Source organism: Streptomyces sp. RB17 (genome assembly GCF_009604455.1).
Classification (GTDB): domain Bacteria; phylum Actinomycetota; class Actinomycetes; order Streptomycetales; family Streptomycetaceae; genus Streptomyces.
Map to the genome: position 1 here is coordinate 473,654 of NZ_WEGL01000002.1, position 17,160 is coordinate 490,813.

General features: G+C 69.0%; 15 protein-coding genes. 8 read left to right on the top strand and 7 right to left on the bottom strand.

Annotation, left to right across the window (positions count from 1 at the left end):
- Nucleotides 1-186: 186 nt before the first annotated feature.
- Both SRB17_RS09065 and SRB17_RS09070 read right to left on the bottom strand, forming a co-directional pair.
- Nucleotides 187-759, bottom strand: coding sequence for a response regulator transcription factor (locus SRB17_RS09065; RefSeq protein WP_194293953.1), 573 nt, complete (start codon nt 757-759; stop codon nt 187-189).
- A 307-nt stretch (nt 760-1,066) separates the two neighbouring features.
- Nucleotides 1,067-2,698, bottom strand: coding sequence for an NDMA-dependent alcohol dehydrogenase (locus SRB17_RS09070; protein ID WP_323375411.1), 1,632 nt, complete (start codon nt 2,696-2,698; stop codon nt 1,067-1,069).
- Between the two features lie 41 nt (nt 2,699-2,739).
- Here SRB17_RS09070 and SRB17_RS09075 point away from each other — a divergent pair, with 41 nt between their 5' ends.
- From SRB17_RS09075 to SRB17_RS09090, 4 genes are all read left to right on the top strand, one after another.
- Nucleotides 2,740-3,018 (top strand): hypothetical protein, encoded by a 279-nt coding sequence (locus SRB17_RS09075; protein ID WP_153536600.1) that lies wholly within the window; start codon nt 2,740-2,742, stop codon nt 3,016-3,018.
- Nucleotides 3,019-3,629: 611 nt separating this feature from the next.
- On the top strand, nt 3,630-4,787 hold the full coding sequence (locus SRB17_RS09080) for an acyl-CoA dehydrogenase family protein (protein ID WP_153536602.1): 1,158 nt from the start codon (nt 3,630-3,632) through the stop codon (nt 4,785-4,787).
- A 351-nt stretch (nt 4,788-5,138) separates the two neighbouring features.
- Nucleotides 5,139-5,927 (top strand): SDR family NAD(P)-dependent oxidoreductase, encoded by a 789-nt coding sequence (locus tag SRB17_RS09085; RefSeq protein ID WP_153536604.1) that lies wholly within the window; start codon nt 5,139-5,141, stop codon nt 5,925-5,927.
- Nucleotides 5,928-6,101: 174 nt separating this feature from the next.
- Complete coding sequence (locus SRB17_RS09090) at nt 6,102-7,898, top strand: acyl-CoA dehydrogenase (RefSeq protein WP_153536606.1); 1,797 nt, start codon at nt 6,102-6,104, stop codon at nt 7,896-7,898.
- 294 nt (nt 7,899-8,192) lie between these two features.
- Here the strand turns inward: SRB17_RS09090 and SRB17_RS09095 are convergent, their stop codons facing one another.
- The gene (locus SRB17_RS09095; protein ID WP_194293954.1) at nt 8,193-8,894 is read right to left on the bottom strand and encodes a TetR/AcrR family transcriptional regulator; all 702 of its coding nucleotides are present in this window, start codon (nt 8,892-8,894) and stop codon (nt 8,193-8,195) included.
- A 347-nt stretch (nt 8,895-9,241) separates the two neighbouring features.
- On the opposite strand from SRB17_RS09095, the gene SRB17_RS09100 reads away from it, so the two are divergent.
- From SRB17_RS09100 to SRB17_RS09115, 4 genes are read left to right on the top strand one after another with little or no spacing between them, the layout of a single operon-like run.
- Nucleotides 9,242-10,108 (top strand): alpha/beta hydrolase, encoded by an 867-nt coding sequence (locus SRB17_RS09100; RefSeq protein WP_228395930.1) that lies wholly within the window; start codon nt 9,242-9,244, stop codon nt 10,106-10,108.
- On the top strand, nt 10,101-11,684 hold the full coding sequence (locus SRB17_RS09105; protein WP_323375207.1) for an NAD(P)/FAD-dependent oxidoreductase: 1,584 nt from the start codon (nt 10,101-10,103) through the stop codon (nt 11,682-11,684). Before SRB17_RS09100 ends, SRB17_RS09105 begins: the two co-directional genes overlap by 8 nt.
- Entirely contained in the window at nt 11,681-12,361 is a 681-nt protein-coding gene (locus tag SRB17_RS09110) for an SDR family NAD(P)-dependent oxidoreductase (protein WP_153536614.1), read from the top strand. The genes SRB17_RS09105 and SRB17_RS09110 overlap by 4 nt, the downstream gene beginning before the upstream one ends.
- A gap of 42 nt (nt 12,362-12,403) precedes the next feature.
- Nucleotides 12,404-13,450 carry an NAD(P)-dependent alcohol dehydrogenase gene (locus SRB17_RS09115; RefSeq protein ID WP_153536616.1) on the top strand — a complete coding sequence of 349 codons (1,047 nt, stop codon included), beginning with the start codon at nt 12,404-12,406 and terminating at the stop codon, nt 13,448-13,450.
- A gap of 223 nt (nt 13,451-13,673) precedes the next feature.
- On the opposite strand, the gene SRB17_RS09120 is transcribed toward SRB17_RS09115, so the two are convergent.
- From SRB17_RS09120 to SRB17_RS09135, 4 genes are read right to left on the bottom strand one after another with little or no spacing between them, the layout of a single operon-like run.
- A complete protein-coding gene (locus SRB17_RS09120) occupies nt 13,674-14,894 on the bottom strand; it encodes an acyl-CoA dehydrogenase family protein (RefSeq protein ID WP_153536618.1) in 1,221 nt (406 codons plus the stop codon).
- Entirely contained in the window at nt 14,894-15,928 is a 1,035-nt protein-coding gene (locus SRB17_RS09125) for a phosphotransferase family protein (protein WP_153536620.1), read from the bottom strand. The genes SRB17_RS09120 and SRB17_RS09125 overlap by 1 nt, the downstream gene beginning before the upstream one ends.
- Nucleotides 15,928-16,377, bottom strand: a complete 450-nt coding sequence (locus SRB17_RS09130) for a MaoC family dehydratase (protein WP_323375208.1) — start codon at nt 16,375-16,377, stop codon at nt 15,928-15,930. Before SRB17_RS09130 ends, SRB17_RS09125 begins: the two co-directional genes overlap by 1 nt.
- A complete protein-coding gene (locus SRB17_RS09135; RefSeq protein ID WP_153536622.1) occupies nt 16,374-17,129 on the bottom strand; it encodes an SDR family oxidoreductase in 756 nt (251 codons plus the stop codon). The genes SRB17_RS09130 and SRB17_RS09135 overlap by 4 nt, the downstream gene beginning before the upstream one ends.
- Nucleotides 17,130-17,160: the final 31 nt, after the last annotated feature.

Sequence of the window (17,160 nt, forward strand, 5' to 3'; positions counted from 1 at the left end):
ACCAGGGGTGAGCCGCTCGGCCTGTCCGCGACCGTCGACCTCCGCGGCGCGTGGGCGAGTTCGCGATCCCGCGCGAGCGCTCGATCGGGACCGACTTGGGCCCCGGTACAGGTGCCGCGGAGTGGGGGGTGGCTGCCGAGCACCGGACATGGGCGGTCGGGGGATGAAGCGGCATGGGTGCCGGGCTCAGACGAGGAGGCCGAGTTCCTGGGCGCGGCTGGCCGCCTGGGCCCGGTTGCGCACTCCGAGCTTGCGGTAGACAGCGCTCGTGTGCTGCTTGACGGTGTGCCGGGAGAGGTTCAATGACGCCGCGACCTCGGGATTGCTGAGCCCTGCGGCCACGTGTCGCAGGATGTCACGCTCGCGCGGGGACAGCTGAAGAGCCGACGGCCTCGCGTCGACCGGGAAGACCCGGGCCCCCTCGGCAACGCGCCGCAGCGCGGCCGCGATGGTCGCTCGCGGCATGTGCTTCGAGAGGGAGGCAACCGCTCCGTGCTGAAGAGCCATGGATGCGGACATGCGCCCCTCGCTCGACATCAGCACCAACCGGACGTGCGACATGTGCTCCTTGAACGTCCGGCACAGCTCCAGCCCGGACTTGCCACCGAGCGAGGCACTCACGAGAACCAGTTGCGGATGATGCCGCTGGGCCACATGCCACGCCATCTCGGCCGACGCCGCCACCAGGCACGACGCCACCCATGGCTCATCCGACAGAATGGAGCGCAGCCCGGCCTGCACCAGCTCGTTCTCGTCCACGCAGAGGACTCGCTGCAACCGACATCGGTCCTCGGGGGCGGGCCCGCGAAGCACAGTGCTGACGTCGCACTGTGAGCGGGTTTGCGGGAGAACTTCACCCATCGTTCCTCCTCGAGGACGGCTCTGTTTCACAAGCGTTTGCGCCTCTGAGACTGCTGGCCGACCGCTGCCGGGGCACCCGGGGAACTACCCGCACCGGTACCTGTTTGTGTGAGCGGGGTCACCCCGGTCGCTGCGAGGTGGAAACGAAACGGCGCGGTGCGACCGTGTTGTGGCCGCATCGCGCCGGGATGTGAGGGGAAGTGTCTCAGTGTTCGTGGATGAGTACGCCTCGGATGTTCTTGCCCTCGACCAGGTCCTCGTACCCCTGGTTGATCTCTTCGAGCCGGTACTGCCGGGTGATGAGCTCGTCGAGCTTGAGCTGGCCGGCCTGGTAGAGGCCGAGCAGCTTGACGATGTCGTACTGAGGGTTGGAGCTGCCGAAGAGCGACCCCTTGATCGTCTTCTCCCACAGCGTCAGTTCCGCGCCCGAGACATGCACCGTGAGGTGTTCCATGTTCCCCAGACCGGTCACGACGACGACGCCGCCCTTGCCGATGGCCGAGAAGGCGGACTGCACCACCGTCTCGTCGACCGTGCCGACGAGGACCAGGGCCTGGTCGGCCATCTGCCCCCGGGTCATCTCCGTGATCGCCTCGTGTGCCTGCGCGGCGTCGGCGAAGGCGTGCGTGGCGCCGAACTTCAGGGCGGTCTCTCGCTTGAACTCCTGCGGGTCGACCACCACCACGTTCTTCGCGCCGGCGTGAACGGCGGCCTGCACCGTGTTCATCCCGAGGCCACCGGCACCGAAGATGACCGTGGTGTCGCCGGCGCGCACGTTACCGGTGTTGACCGCGGTACCCCATCCGGACGGGACGCCGCAGCCGACGAGGACGGCCTTCTCCAGCGGGATCGACTCGTCGATCTTGACCACCGAGTACTGGGACACCGTCGCGTACTGCGAGAACGTGCCGAGCGAGCACATGCCGCCGACGTCCGTGCCCTCGTGGTGGAAGCGGAAGGTGCCGTCGAGCATCTGGCCGTCCAGCAGGAACTCGCCGAGGTCGCACAGGTTCTGCCGGCCCGTGGAGCAGTAGCGGCAGACCCCGCAGCTGGGGATGAAGCTGCACACGACGTGGTCGCCGGGCTTGACCTTGGTGACGCCGGGGCCGACCTCCTCGATGACTCCGGCTCCCTCGTGACCGGCGACGATGGGGAGGCGGGACGGAAGGTCGCCGCTCGGCAGGTGGAGATCGGAGTGGCACAGGCCGGCCGCGACGAAGCGGATCAGGACCTCGCCCTCACGCGGCCCGTCCAGGTCGAGCTCGAGGATCTCGAACGGCTGGTTGAGGCCGGTGAGGACGGCGGCTTTGGTCTTCATGGATGTCTCCCTTGGTCTGGACGGTGATCGGATATCTGTGGGGCGGGGAGCAGCGGGGCCACCCGGCGCAGGAGTGTTCGCCCAGGCGGCGATGTTGGTCTGGGCGTAGAAGGCGAGACGGCCGAGACCGCCGAGTCCGGCGGTCTCGGCCGTCGTCAGGTTCGCGACCGCCGCCTCGAGGAGCCTGCCCCGGTGACCGGTGGCCCGGATGGAGGCCGGCGCGATGCGAGCGCGATGGCGGCATCCACACGCTCGCGACCAGACCGCCGACGAGCCCGAGAGGGCGGTTCCCCACCAGTCGGTGACCGGGTCGAGCGACGCCGGCGTGCTGCCGTACGTCGACGTGCGGGCCATGACGAGACGGGATGACCGCACCGCGTCATCGACGGACCGCCGCGCGGTGATCCCGTCGCCGGTGAGGGCTTCCGCACGGTCAGGAGTCCGGTTCCAGACGGCGACGGAGAGGCCCTTGCCGGCGACGGCGCGCGCCGTCGCGGAGCCCGTCAAGCCGCAGCCGATGACTGCGACGCCGTAGCTCTTGGAAGGAGTACTGAAGTCGGATGTCTCCGAAGGCGATGTCCCAGGCTCCGTCGAGGTGCGACGAGAACGTCTTCCAGTCCCGGCTGACCTTCTCGATCTCCTCGGCCCGGGTGATGGACCAGAAGCCGGGCTCGTTCGGCATCCCGGCGATTCCGGGGGACCAGTGCACCGGGCACTTCGAACGCAGTTCCGCGAAGAGCGCGTGCGGCGCTCCCTCCTTCCACCGTTCCATGTCCGCGACCGTCAGGTCCTCATCAGGACGATCAGTCGAGGCCATCGGCATCTCCCTGGGCTCGTAGGGCGAATGAAGCCCCTGAAGTAAGCAGTGGACGGGACGGCCACGACCGCTTCGGCGGGAAACATCGCCCACTTGGGGGACCGGCTGCGGCCTGGCCGGAGCGGACGCCGCTCTCTCGACGGCCCCGAGGCGGATGACCAGCCCATTCCCCCAACCGGGTGCGGATCGGACGGAGCGGATCGGCGCGCTGTGCGGGTGACGCTTTGCTGCCTCCATGAGCGAAGGACGCGACGGCCCCGAGCTGGATGACGACTGGCGGGGGAGGAGACCCATGCGTGACCTGACCGTGTACTCGTGATCGGCCGTCGCGTTGCAGGCGCGCGCCTGGCCGTCGGTAGGCGGTTCAGTGTGCGCGGCTTCTGGGAGGTGCGCGAGCCAGCGCCTCGCGCTTTTCCTGTCCGGGCACGCGGGGCGCGGTGGCTGGAGACCGACCGAGCGGGTCAACAAGGACCTCGTTCGTGAGCGGGGCTGACCGAGGCGGCATGGGACGCGGAACGCGCGAGCCGTGCGCCGCAGTCCAACTGACCGACCCCCGCCCCGCCGAGAGTTGCAACTGACGTACGCAGGGCGGCCGACCGTGCCGCCCGACCCCTCTTGTCGAAGGAAAGACCCATGCGCCGCACCGTGTTCGACGAGGACCACGAGTCCTTCCGCCAGACCCTTCGTTCCTTCATCGAGGCCGAGGTGCTCCCCGTCTACGACGAGTGGTACGCGGCCGGCCAGGTGCCCCGAGACTTCTATCACCAGCTCGGTGAGCTGGGCATCTTCGGCATCAGCGTGCCCGAGGAGTTCGGCGGCGCGGGCCTGGACACGCACAAGTTCGAAGCCGTGCTGACCGAGGAGTCGGCCCGCGCGGGCGTCCTGTTCGGCTGCACCGGCGCGCACGTGCTGCTCTCGCTGCCGTACATCACGATGCTCGCCACCGACGAGCAGAAGAGGCGCTACCTGCCGAAGTTCGTCACCGGCGAGGAGATGTGGGCGCTCGCCATGACCGAGCCGGGAACCGGCTCGGACGTCGCCGGTGTGAAGACCACGGCCAAGCTCTCCGAGGACGGCACGCACTATGTCCTCAACGGCGCCAAGACCTTCATCACCGGTGGTGTGCACGCCGACCGAGTCATCGTCTGCGCCCGCACGGTCCCGCCGCGCGAGGACGACCGCCGCTTCGGGCTCTCGCTGTTCGCGGTCGACACCAAGTCCGAGGGTTACTCCATCGGCCGCAAGCTGGACAAGCTCGGTCTGAGGACCTCCGATACCGCAGAGCTGGCGTTCGTCGACGTCAAGGTGCCGGCCGAAGATCTGCTGGGTGAGGAGAACAAGGGCTTCTCCTACCTCGGCAGGAACCTGTCGTCCGAGCGCTGGGGCATCGCCCACAGCGCCTACGCGCAGGCCGCAGCGGCAGTGCGCTTCGCGCAGGAGTACGTCGAGCAGCGCACGGTCTTCGGCAAGCCGGTGGCCCACTTCCAGAACACCAGGTTCGAGCTGGCAGCCTGTCAGGCCGAGGTGGACGCGGCCGAAGCCGTCACCGACCGTGCGCTGGAGGCCCTGGACGCGGGCGAGCTGACGCCGGCCGAGGCCGCGAGCGTCAAGCTGTTCTGCACGGAGGTGGCGGACCGGGTCATCGACCGCTGCCTGCAACTGCACGGCGGCTACGGCTACATCAACGAGTACCCGATCGCCCGCCTGTACGCCGACAGCCGGGTCAACCGTATCTACGGCGGCACGTCCGAGGTGATGAAGATGATCATCGCCAAGGGCATGAGCCGCTGAGGCTGCGCTCTACGCCGGAAGACGGGCTGGCCGATCTCCTCGGCCGGGCCGCCCGTTCTGTTGCCGGGCTGATGTCGCCGAGAACGGTCGGGTTCGAAGAAGGCGCCGTCCCGCTTGCCGCCGAGCGGCACGGTGGAACCGCCCGCGAGGGGGCCCTTTGGGCGCTGCCAACAGATCCCCGCCCAGAAGCCCACTTCGCCGAGCCCTTGGGCGATCACTTGAGGGTGCCATGGTTTGCTCCGTGCCGGGGGAAGGGCGCCGGCTGAGCGCTCCCGCACCGGCATCACCCAACTGGGCAGGTCATTGGCGCGCACGTGGGCCGCGGCGGCCTACTGCTTGCATGCTCCGGCCATGAACTCGACCACGACTTCCGCAGGCGGATCCGCCGACATCTTCGACCTCACCGGACGGCGTGCGATCGTCACCGGCGCCAGCCGCGGCATCGGCCGGGCGATCGCGATCGCCTTCGCGCGGCGCGGTGCGCATGTCATCGGCATGGCGCGCTCCGAGGACGGCCTCAAGGAGACGGCCGCGCGCGCCGCGGGCGCTCCCGGAACCTTTGACGGCCACGCGACCGACCTTCGCTCCCCGGAGGCCGTCGAGGCGGCCGTCGCTGTCGCCGCCGAGAGGCTCGGCGGCGTCGACATTCTCGTGAACAACGCCGCCGACGACCACGACTCGTCGATCGAGGAGACCGACCTCGCGGTCTTCCGGCGGGTCCAGGAACTGAACCTTCAGTCCTGCTGGGTGATGGTCCGGGCCGCGTCGCCGTTCCTCAAGGACGGTGGCGGCAAGGTCATCAACATCGCGTCGGTGCTCGGCCTCGTCGGCATCCGCGACAACAGCGCCTACATCGCGGCGAAGCACGGCCTGGTCGGTCTCACCAAGGCCGTCGCCCTCGAATGGGCGCGCAAGAATGTCCAAGTGAACGCGATCGCGCCGGGATACGTGGAGACCGCGATGCCGGGTGATCTGCAGGGGAACGAGGCGCTGGCGGCGTACGTCCGCAAGACCACGCCGCAGGGCCGCTGGTCCCAGCCGGAGGAGTACGCGGGCCCGGCCGTCTTCCTGGCCTCGGCCGCCTCCGACTTCATGACGGGGCAGGTGCTCGTCGTCGACGGCGGCTACACCGCGCAGTGACCGAAGCCCGTGACCGCCGGCAGGGCCACCGCTCGCGCGGGGACGCCGGCGATCACTGCATCGGTGCTGCCGCGTCCGCCGTACGCCGACTCACGTTGCCCCTACCTGAGCGACCGCTTAGTATCCCCCTGTGGCCGGCTGTTTGCCCCCGCCCTCCCGATCGGATGCCTGACCATGGACTCCCTGCTGCTCTCCCGTCGCGACCTCGACTTCCTGCTCCACGACTGGCTGGACGTCACAGCGCTGACCCGCCGCCCCCGCCACGCCGACCACGACCGGGACACCTTCGACGCGGTTCTGGACCTGAGCGAGGCCATCGCCACCCGGCACTTCGCCACGCACAACAAGAAGAACGACGCGGTGGAGCCCCACTTCGACGGTGAGCGGGTGCACATCATCCCGGAGGTCAAGGAGGCCCTGCGGGTCTTCGCCGAGGCCGGCCTGACCGGTGCCGCCATGGACTACGACATCGGCGGACAACAGCTGCCCGCCGTGGTCGCGAACGCCTGCACGGCCTGGTTCCAGGCAGCCAACATCAGCACCGCCGCGTACCCGTTCCTCACCATCGGCAACGCCAACCTGCTCCAGGCGCACGGAAGCAAGGAGCAGATCGACACCTATGTGCGCCCCATGGTCGAGGGCCGCTTCTTCGGCACCATGTGCCTCTCGGAGCCTCAGGCGGGGTCCTCGCTGGCCGACATCACGACCCGGGCGGTGCCCCAGGACGACGGTACGTACCGGATCTCCGGTACCAAGATGTGGATCTCCGGGGGCGAGCACGACCTCAGCGAGAACATCGTCCACCTGGTGCTGGCCAAGATCCCCGGAGGCCCGGCGGGCGTCAAGGGCATCTCCCTGTTCATCGTGCCCAAGTTCCTGGTCGGCCCGGACGGCACCCTGGGTGAGCGCAACGACGTGGTGCTGGCGGGCCTGAACCACAAGATGGGCTACCGCGGCACCACCAACACGCTGCTCAACTTCGGCGAGGGCCGGTACACCCCGGACGGAGCGCCCGGTGCGGTGGGATACCTGGTGGGCGAGGCCCATCAGGGGCTCGCGTACATGTTCCACATGATGAACGAGGCCCGCATCGGCGTCGGCCAGGGCGCCACGGCGCTCGGCTACACCGGCTATCTGCATGCCCTCGACTATGCCCGCACCCGCCCGCAGGGGCGCCCGCTGACGGGCAAGGACGCCAACGCCCCACAGGTCCCCATCATCGAACACCCGGACGTGCGGCGGATGTTGCTGGCGCAGAAGAGCTACGTGGAAGGCGCCCTCGCCCTCGTCCTGTACTGCAGCCGCCTCCTCGACGAAGAGCGCACCGCCGAGCAGGAGTCCGAGCGCGCCCGCGCCCGGCTGCTGCTGGACGTCCTGACGCCTGTCGCCAAGAGCTGGCCGTCGCAGTGGTGCCTGGCCGCCAACGACCTCGCCATCCAGGTGCACGGCGGCTACGGCTACACCCGGGAGTACAACGTCGAGCAGTTCTACCGGGACAACCGCCTCAACCCCATCCACGAGGGCACTCACGGTGTCCACGGACTGGACCTGCTCGGCCGCAAGGTCGTCATGAACGGCGGCGCTGGGCTGAGGCTGCTCCTGGAGACCCTCGCGGCGACCACCGCCCGCGCAGCGGCGGCCGGTGGCGAAGCGGCCGAGCTGGGCGCCCGGTTGGAACAGTCCACGGCCCGCGTCGAGCGGACCACCGCCACACTGTGGTCGACGGCGGACCCCGCGACCGCGCTGGCCAACGCCTCCGTCTACCTGGAAGCCGTCGGTCACGTGGTGCTGGCCTGGATCTGGCTGGAGCAGTTCCTCGCGCTGGGGGATGACAGGGACGACTTCCGTGAGGGCAAGCGGCAGGCGGCCAGGTACTTCTTCCGCTGGGAACTTCCGCGCACCGGGCCGCAGTTCGACCTGCTCGACAGCCTGGACGGCACGACGAAGGGCTGCAGGCCGGAGTGGTTCTGATCCGCGGGTCTCCTCGGGCCTGGGCGGCGCCGCGCAGGCCCGAGACCGGAAGATCCACCGGCTCGCCCCCTGGACCACACCACCGGCAAGGCCACCGCGAAGACCGTCTGCGCCGTCACCGGCCGCACCGCCGAGCTTCGTGGTTCGCCGGACACGCCCGCGCCTTGAGACAGCTCTCCAGAAGTCGGCAGCCAGGGCAATACGCGAACCACAAGCGACTTGGTCACCTAGCGACGGTCAACATCGTCACCGTCACACCAAGCCCCCCTCTCAACCCCCATTTCCAGCGCCCAGTCAGATGACGGCCGACTCGCTGGCATCACCCCGCCCACGCACAAGCAGCTTCATCGACTCCTTCATCGCATCGCCCGCGGCGGCCAGTGACCCGCCGGTCCGCAGGACGCGATCGGTGAGCTCCGACAGGCCCCCGACCAGGATGATGGCCTTCTCCCAGGAGAGCGGCTGCACGCCCGCTCGGCGCATCATCGGCCCCCGCGACAACTCCATGTAGAACGCGGCGTAGAACTCGATGTCCTTCTCGAAGAGTGCGAAATACTGCCCGCCGAGCGCCGGAAACTCTCGCGGGATGGCCGCCGACAGCACCGGGTCGCGCGCGATCGCCGCGAGGAAGGCGTCCACCGCCGCGTCGATCTGCTCGTCCCACGGGGCCGTCCGGTCGACAGCCGCGACCACGGCCTGGCGCAGACTGTCGGCCCAGTCGTCGGCGAGCTCGGCCAGGCACGCCTCCTTGTCGGTGAAGCACTCGTAGAACGTCCGCTTGGACGTCCGTGCGTTGCGAACGATGTCGGAGACCTTGGTGTTCTGCACGCCCTTGTCGCGGATCGCCCGCGCCAGGCCGTCGAGCAACCGCTGTCGCGGGGGCACGAGGGCGTCAGACGCCGTCGACGGTTCGACCCGAGCTTGGGCGCTGGGCGCTGTGGAGTGCTGTGCGGTCTGCGTCTGCTTACTCATGTCGCGTCGGTCGTCCTCGATCATTGACGGCGTTGCGGTACTCGTGATTACCATACCTTCGACGTGTGGTACCCGTGGGTACCAGCTCGCCGCGGAGAGGAAACGCCGCGGCCATGACGGCAAACGTCGAACCCGCGCTCAGACAGCGCCTGAGTCGCGACCCGACCACGCGTTTCGCGCTGCCGTAGTCCTTCGAGGCGAAGGCTCTTCAGTGAGGGCTATGACCACGACGCACAAGCGGTGGGCGCCCTGTACGACGCGAACGAGGAGAACATGCCATGCCGTTGGAACCAACGTCCCGAGCTCTCCTGACGGGAATCGCCGAGGCCGGAGGCCCGGCGATTCCCGAATCGACACCCGCGATTGCCCGGATGAGCGACATGATCGCCGCCGGCCTGAGCGGAGCCGGCCCGGAGGTGGGGTCGGTCCAGAACGTCAAGCTCGACGCCAAGGGCGGTACGTTCCGCACCCGGGTGCTGAAGCCCAAGGACACGCCGCAGGCGATCATCGTCTATTTCCACGGCGGCGGCTGGGTGCTGGGCGACATCGACCTCCAGTACGACCACGTGGGCCGCCACCTGGCCAACGAGACCCGTTCCACGGTCGTGCTCGTCAACTACCGCAAGGCGCCCGAGCATCCGTTCCCCACGGCGATCGAGGACAGCTACACCGCGCTGTGCTGGGTCGCCGACCACGCCGCGCAGCTCGCGCCCGACGGCGTGCCGTTGGTCGTCGCGGGCGACAGCGCCGGCGGCAACATCGCCGCCGTGATGACCCAGTGGGCGCGGGACAAGGCGGGGCCGTGGATCGACCACCAGGTGCTCATCTACCCGGTGACCGACTGCGCCATGGACACGGAGTCCTACCGCGCGCCGGAGAACCAACTGCTCCTCGACCGCGACAGCATGAGCTGGTTCTGGGGCCACTACCTTCCGGACGAGACGGCGCGCACAAGTCCCGACGCATCCCCGCTCCGCGCCGCGAGCCTGGCCGGCCTGCCGCCGGCCCTGGTCTACGTGGCGGAGTACGACCCCCTGCATGACGAGGGCGTCGCCTACGCGCACGCCCTGCGCGCGTCCGGAGTGCCGGTCACACTCAGCGAGGCCGAGGGGCAGATGCATGCCTTCTTCCAGATGGCCAACCTGCTGCCCGGCTACGACGAGGGCATGCGACTGGTGGCCGACCACCTCAACGCCTTCATCTCTTCCTTCGGCAGCAAGGGGCCCCGCCGTGCCTGACCACGATGTCCTCGTCATCGGCGCCGGCTTCGCCGGCCTGTACCAACTGCACAGCCTGCGCAGGCTCGGGTTCGACGCGCACGTCCTCGAGGCGGGTGACGACGTCGGCGGCACCTGGTACTGGAACCGCTACCCCGGGGCTCGCTGCGACATCGAGTCCATCGAGTACTCCTACTCCTTCGACGCGGACCTCGAGCAGGAGTGGAACTGGAGCGAGCGGTACGCCGCGCAGCCGGAGCTGCTGTCGTACGCGCAGCAAGTCGCCGACCGATTCGACCTGCGCAAGTTCATCACCTTCGGCACCCGTGTCCAGAAGCTGGAGTGGGACGATGCCGCCACCCATTGGACGGTGCTCACCGACGACGGTGTTTCCCGGACGGCTCGCCATGTGATCGCTGCAACGGGGTGTCTGTCGATGCCCTCCCGGCCCGACTTCGCCGGGGCCGACGACTTCCGGGGCGAGCTCTACCGGACCTCGAGCTGGCCCCATGACGGGGTCGACCTTTCGGGCAAGCGGGTTGCGGTGATCGGCACCGGCTCCTCGGGGCTGCAGACCATCACCGCGATCGCACCCGTCGTCGGGGAGCTCACCGTCTTCCAGCGCACGCCCTGCTTCGCCGTACCGGCACACAACGGGCCGATCGTCGAGCGCCTGAGCGAGGCGAAGAGCCGCTATCCCGGGATCCGGCAGCACAACCGCACCTCGCCCGACGGCTTCCAGTGCCATGGGGGTACCGTGCCGCTGCTGGAGACCGAACCCGATGCAGTCCAGCGGGAGTTGGACAAACGCTGGGACGAGGGCGGCCTGTGCTTCGACCGTTCCTTTCCGGACGTCCTGACCGACATCAGGGCCAACGATGTCGTGGCCGATTACGTCCGGAGCCGGATCCGCGCGAAGGTCCGTGATCCGGAGCTGGCGGAGAAGCTGTCGCCCCGCACCTATCCGATCGCCAGCAAGCGCATGTGCGTCGACACCGGCTACTACGAGGTCTACAACCAGAGCAACGTGTCGTTGATCGACATCAACGAGCGGCCCGTCCGCCGCTTCACGGAGCACGGCATCCTGGCCGGCGAGACCGAGCACGAGTTCGACGTGATCGTGCTCGCGACGGGCTTCGACGCGATGACCGGCGCACTCAATGCCATGGAGATCCGTAACGGCCTTCAGACCCTGAAGGACAAGTGGGCCCACGGGCCGCGTACCTATCTCGGCCTGATGTCGGCCGGCTTCCCGAATCTCTTCACCGTTTGCGGTCCGCAGAGCCCGTCGGTGTTGTCCAACATGCTGACCTCGATCGAGTATCACGTCGAGTGGATCACGGGGGCACTGCAGCACCTCCGTGATCAAGGCCTGACCCGCATGGAGGCCGTGCCTGACAACGAGGACAACTGGGTCAACACCACGAACGACCTCGCCGCGCTCACGCTGATGCCACAGGCCGCGTCGTGGTACATGGGCGCCAACATCCCCGGCAAGCAGCGGGTCTTCATGCCGTTCGTCGGCGGCGTCGGCGTCTACAAACAGATCGCGGACGGAGTCGCCGTTGCGCACTACCACGGGTTCGAGCTGACATGACCGCCCTGAACGCTCCTGACGACGCCTTGGATTTCACCGGCAAGACCGCGCTCGTCACCGGTGCCGCCTCCGGCATCGGCCTGGCAGTAGCCGAACGGCTGGCAGCGGGCGGTGCCGCGGTTGTCCTCGCCGACCACAACGCCGATGGTGCCCGCGCCGCCGCCGAAATGCTGGTCGCCGCCGGCGCCAAGGCCGCTGCGACCCCGCGCGTCGACGTCACCGATCCGGCGGGCCTCGAATCGGCCGTGAAATTCGCGGTCGACACCTTCGGCAGCCTCGATCTGGCGGTGAACAACGCGGGTATCGGCGGGCCGTCGCTGCCCACCGGCGAACACGACGTCGACGCGTGGAACGAGGTGATCGCCACCAACCTCAGCGGCGTGTTCTATTCCATGCGGTACGAGCTGCCCGTCATGGCCGCTCAGGGTTCGGGGGCGATCGTCAACGTCTCATCGATCCTGGGCACCAACGGATTCGCCGGATCACCCGCCTACGTGGCCGCCAAGCATGGCGTGGTCGGACTGACCAAAACCGCTGCCCTGGAGTACGCGTCGCAGGGTATCCGGATCAACGCGGTCGGGCCGGGCTTCAAGCTCATCGTCTTCCTGCTCTCGGGCCGCGCCTCGTTCATCCAAGGGAGCTACCACCTGGTCGACGGCGGCTACTCGGCGCAGTAGATCCGGCATTCCTGCCGGCAGAAGCAGAAGGAGATACCGCTCATGAAGGCTCTGCAATTCCGCGCCATCGGTGCCGCTCCCGAGGTCGTCACGGTGCCCGACCCCGAGCCGGGACCGGGACAGGTGCTGCTGAGGGTGACCGCGGCCGGTGTCTGCCACTCCGATATCGCCGTGATGTCCGACCCGGAGGTTCCGTCCGAGCTGCTCCCGTTGACGCTCGGCCACGAGGGCGCCGGCACCGTGGCCGCGCTCGGTGATGGTGTCACCGGTCTCGGGATCGGGGATTCGGTGGTGGTGTACGGCGCTTGGGGCTGCGGGACGTGCCCGGCCTGCGCTGCCGGCAAGGAGAACTACTGCGCGCACGCGAGCGAACTCGGCATCCATCCACCGGGGTTGGGCGCCCCGGGCGCCATCGCGGAGTACGTGATCGTTGATGATGTGCGCCACTTGGTGCCGTTGGACGGCCTGGATCCGGTGCGATGTGTGCCGCTCACCGACGCTGGGCTGACGCCGTACCACGCCATCAAGCGGTCGCTGCGGAAATTGGTGCCGGGGTCGACCGCCTTGGTCATCGGCGTGGGGGGACTCGGCCACGTGGCCATTCAGCTGTTGCGCGCGCTCACTCCGGCGCGCGTGATCGCGCTCGATGTCGGCGAGGACAAGCTGGCGCTGGCTCGGTCCGTCGGTGCCCACGAGACGGTGATCTCCGACGGGCGGGCGGCCAGTCGGGTACGGGAGCTGACCGATGGGCGCGGTGCCACCGCGGTTCTCGACTTCGTCGGTGCGCCCCCGACCACGGCTACCGCCGGGGCCTGCGTGGCGATGGAAGGCGATGTCACGATCGTCGGACTCGGCGGCGGCACACTGCCGGTCGGGTTCGGAGCATTGCCGTACGGGGTGAACGTGATGTCGCCGTACTGGGGCAGCCGTGGCGAGCTGATCGAAGTACTGGATCTCGCGCGAGCGGGTTCGATCGAGGTGCATGTTGAGACGTACTCGTTCGACGAGGCGCCACTCGCCTACGAGCGGCTGCGTGCGGGAAAGGTCAACGGGCGGGCAGTGATTCTGCCCAACGACGAGCAGGCCTGACCCTCCTCGGGGCGCGGGAATCGCGAGACATCACGGTTTCCGCGCCCCCTTTCAGTCCCCTGTCGCTATGGCGAGGTGACGCTGCCGAGCCACCCCAGGAGGAAAGCCGCCGGCACCGAGACAAGGCCTGGTGTCCGGAACGGATACCAGTCGAAACGCGCGTCCGGCCATAGCGCGTACGCGGTCCCCCAGCAGTCCTCTTCGGTTGAACCGCCGATGGTCATCACGCTTGCCTGCGGCGCCGCAGCTCGGCTCGGGCCAGGGCGTTCTTGTGCACCTCGTCCGGTCCGTCGGCGAAGCGCAAGGTGCGGATCGCGGCGTAGGCGCCGGCGAGTGGGAAGTCCTGGGACAGCCCGCCGGCGCCGTGTACCTGGATGGCCTTGTCCAGGATCCACTGCACGGTGGCGGGCGTGGCGATCTTGATGGCCTGGATCTCGGTGTGCGCTCCCTTGTTGCCGGCGGTGTCCATCAACCAGGCGGCCTTGAGCACGAGCAGGCGCAGTTGCTCGATCCGCACCCGGGACTCGGCGATCCAGTCCCGGACGACGCCCTGCTCGGCGAGCGGCTTGCCGAACGCGACCCGCTCGTCGGCGCGGGCGCACATCAGCTCGACAGCCCGCTCGGCGACGCCGATGGAGCGCATGCAGTGGTGGATGCGGCCCGGCCCGAGCCTGGCTTGGGCGATCGCGAAGCCGTCGCCCTCGCCGCCGATCAGGTTCGCCGCGGGGACCCGGACGTCGGTGAGGGACAGTTCCGCATGGCCGCCGTGTTCGTGGTCGTCGTAACCGAACACCTCCATGCCCCGCTTGATCTCGAGCCCTGGGGTGTCACGTGGCACGAGGATCATCGACTGCTGCCGGTGTCGGTCGGCTTCCGGGTCGGTCTTGCCCATCACGATGAAGATCCGCGCGTTGGGGTTCATCGCACCGGTGATCCACCACTTGCGGCCGTTGAGGACGTAACCGTCACCGTCGCGTTCGATCCGGGTCGAGATGTTGGTGGCGTCCGACGAGGCCACGTCGGGCTCGGTCATCGCGAACGACGAACGGATCTCGCCGGTGAGCAGTGGCTCCAGCCACTCCTTGCGCTGCGCCTCGGTGCCGAACAGCGCCAGCACCTCCATGTTGCCGGTGTCCGGCGCTGCACAGTTCAGGGCGGCCGGGGCCAGGTGCATGCTCCGGCCGGTGATCTCGGCGAGCGGCGCGTACTGCAGATTGCTCAGACCCGCGCCGTGCTCGCCGGGCAGGAACAGGTTCCACAGGCCGCGGCGGCGGGCCTCGGCCCGCAGCTCGGCGAGCACCGGCACCGAGTCCCATGCCCAGCGGTTCGCGAGCCGTCCCAGCTGCTCGGCGAACAGCGGCTCGGCCGGGTGGACGTGACTCGCCATGAAGTCGAGCAGGTCCGCCCGCAGCTCCTCGGTCCTGGCGTCGAGGGCGAAGTCCATCAGCGGTACTCCTTCAGTGCGCTGAGCCCGGTGTCGAGCACGGGCTGCACTGCAGCGCCGACGTGCTCGAAGCCGGAGCCGACGGTCTGGCCGTGCAGATGGCGGTAGTGGATGCCCTCGGCGACCGCGGCCAGCTTGAACGCCGCCAGTGCGAGGTAGAAGCCGAAACGGGACAGGTCACGGTCGCTGCGCGCGGCGTACCGCTCGACGATCTCGCTCTCGGTGAGGAAGCCCGGCGCCGACGCGGCGTCGGGGGCCACCGCGCTCCCGCCGAGCAGCGTGCCCAGCCGTTGGTACAGCACCAGCAGCGCCAGGTCCGTCAGCGGATCGCCCAGGGTTGCCATCTCCCAGTCGATGACCGCGGCAGGCCGGTCCTGTTCGTCCGTCAGCACGTTGTCGAGCCGGTAGTCGCCGTGCACGATGCCGGGTGCGGACTGCGGGGGAACGCCGGCGGCGAGCCGGTCGTACAGCTCTTCGGCGGCGGGCAGGTCGCGGCAGTACGAGGCGTCCAGCTGTGCCTTCCAGCGACGCAGCTGCCGAGGGAGGAACCCCTCCGGGCGACCGAAGCCGGCGAGCCCGACCGCGGCTGGTTCGACCTCGTGCAGCGTGGCAAGGGTGTCGACCAGCCCCGTCGAGATCACCCGGGTGCGTTCCGGGCCGAGCCGTTCCAGCTCGTCGGCGTTGCGGTACGGCGTGCCGGCGACCCGCTCCATCACGTAGAACGGGGTGCCCAGCACGCCGTCGTCGGAGCACAGGGCGTAAGTCCTGGGGACCGGCACCGCGGTGTCCTGCAGCGCTGACATCACCCGGTACTCGCGGGCCATGTCGTGGGCCGTCGCGAGCACGTGGCCCAGCGGAGGCCGGCGGACGATCCACGTCGAGACCCCGTCCGTGACCTCGTACGTGAGATTGGACCTGCCGCCGGCGAGCAGCCGGGCGGTGAGGTCCGGCCCGGCCTCCGGCACCGCCTCGGTCAACCACCGGCCGAGCCGGGCCAGATGCAGGCCCGGCAGGCTGTGCTGTGTCGTCGGCATCACGCCACCACGCTCAGCGTCTCGGCCACGCAGGCGGGCTTGCCCGCGCCCTGGCGCTCGACGGTGACCCGGGTCGTGACGCGGTACCCACCGCCGCCGGGTTCCACCGACACGAGCTCGACGCCGGCGCGCACCTTGGAGCCGACCGGTACGGGAGAGGGGAAACGGAGCTTGTTCGCGCCGTAGTTGACGCCCATCGACACCCCCTCGACCCGGTAGACCTGCCAGACCAGCATCGGCACCAGCGACAGCGTCAGGTAGCCGTGCGCGATGGTGCCGCCGAAGGGTCCGGCCGTCGCCTTCTCCACGTCGACGTGGATCCACTGGTGGTCGCCGGTGGCGTCGGCGAAGGTGTCGATCTGCTGCTGGGTGACGGTGTGCCAGTCCGAGTACCCGAGGTGGGTGCCGACCGCGTTCCGCAGCTCTTCGATGCCCTGGAAGACCTTCACGCCTGCGGCCCTCCGGCGACGTAGAGCACCTGGCCGGAGACGTATCCCGCGTCCTTGCTGACGAAGAACGACACGGCGTGCGCGATGTCCTTGGGCAGGCCGCTGCGCGCCACCGGGATCTGCGCCGTCACGGCCTTCCTGAAGTCGTCGAACGACATCCCCATCCGCTCCGCGGTGGCGGCGGTCATCTCCGTCTCGATGAAACCGGGCGCGATCGCGTTGGCGGTCACGCCGAACTTCCCCAGCTCCAGCGCGAGCGTCTTGGTGAAACCCTGCAGCCCGGCCTTGGCCGCGGCGTAGTTGGCCTGGCCCTTGTTGCCGAGCGCCGACGTGCTGGAGAGGTTCACGATGCGGCCCCAGCCGGCCTTGGTCATGAAGCCCTGCACCGCGCGGGACATCAGGAACGAGCCCCGCAGGTGCACGTTCATCACCGCGTCCCAGTCGGCGACGCTCATCTTGAACAGCAGGTTGTCCCGGATGATCCCGGCGTTGTTGACGAGCACGGTCGGTTCGCCCAGTTCCTCGGCGATCCGCTGCACGGCGGCCTGTACGCCCGGCTCGTCGCTCACGTCGACGCCGACCGCCAGCGCCCGGCCTCCGGCGGCCTCGATCCGCTCGACGACCGGCTTGCAGGCGCTCTCATCGAGGTCGACGACCGCCACGGCGAGGCCGTCAGCGGCGAGCCGTGCGGCGACGCCGGCCCCGATGCCTCGGGCCGCGCCGGTGACGATGGCGGTACGGGTGGTGGTCATCAGTTCTCTCCTGTTGGAAGAAGGGTGGGCG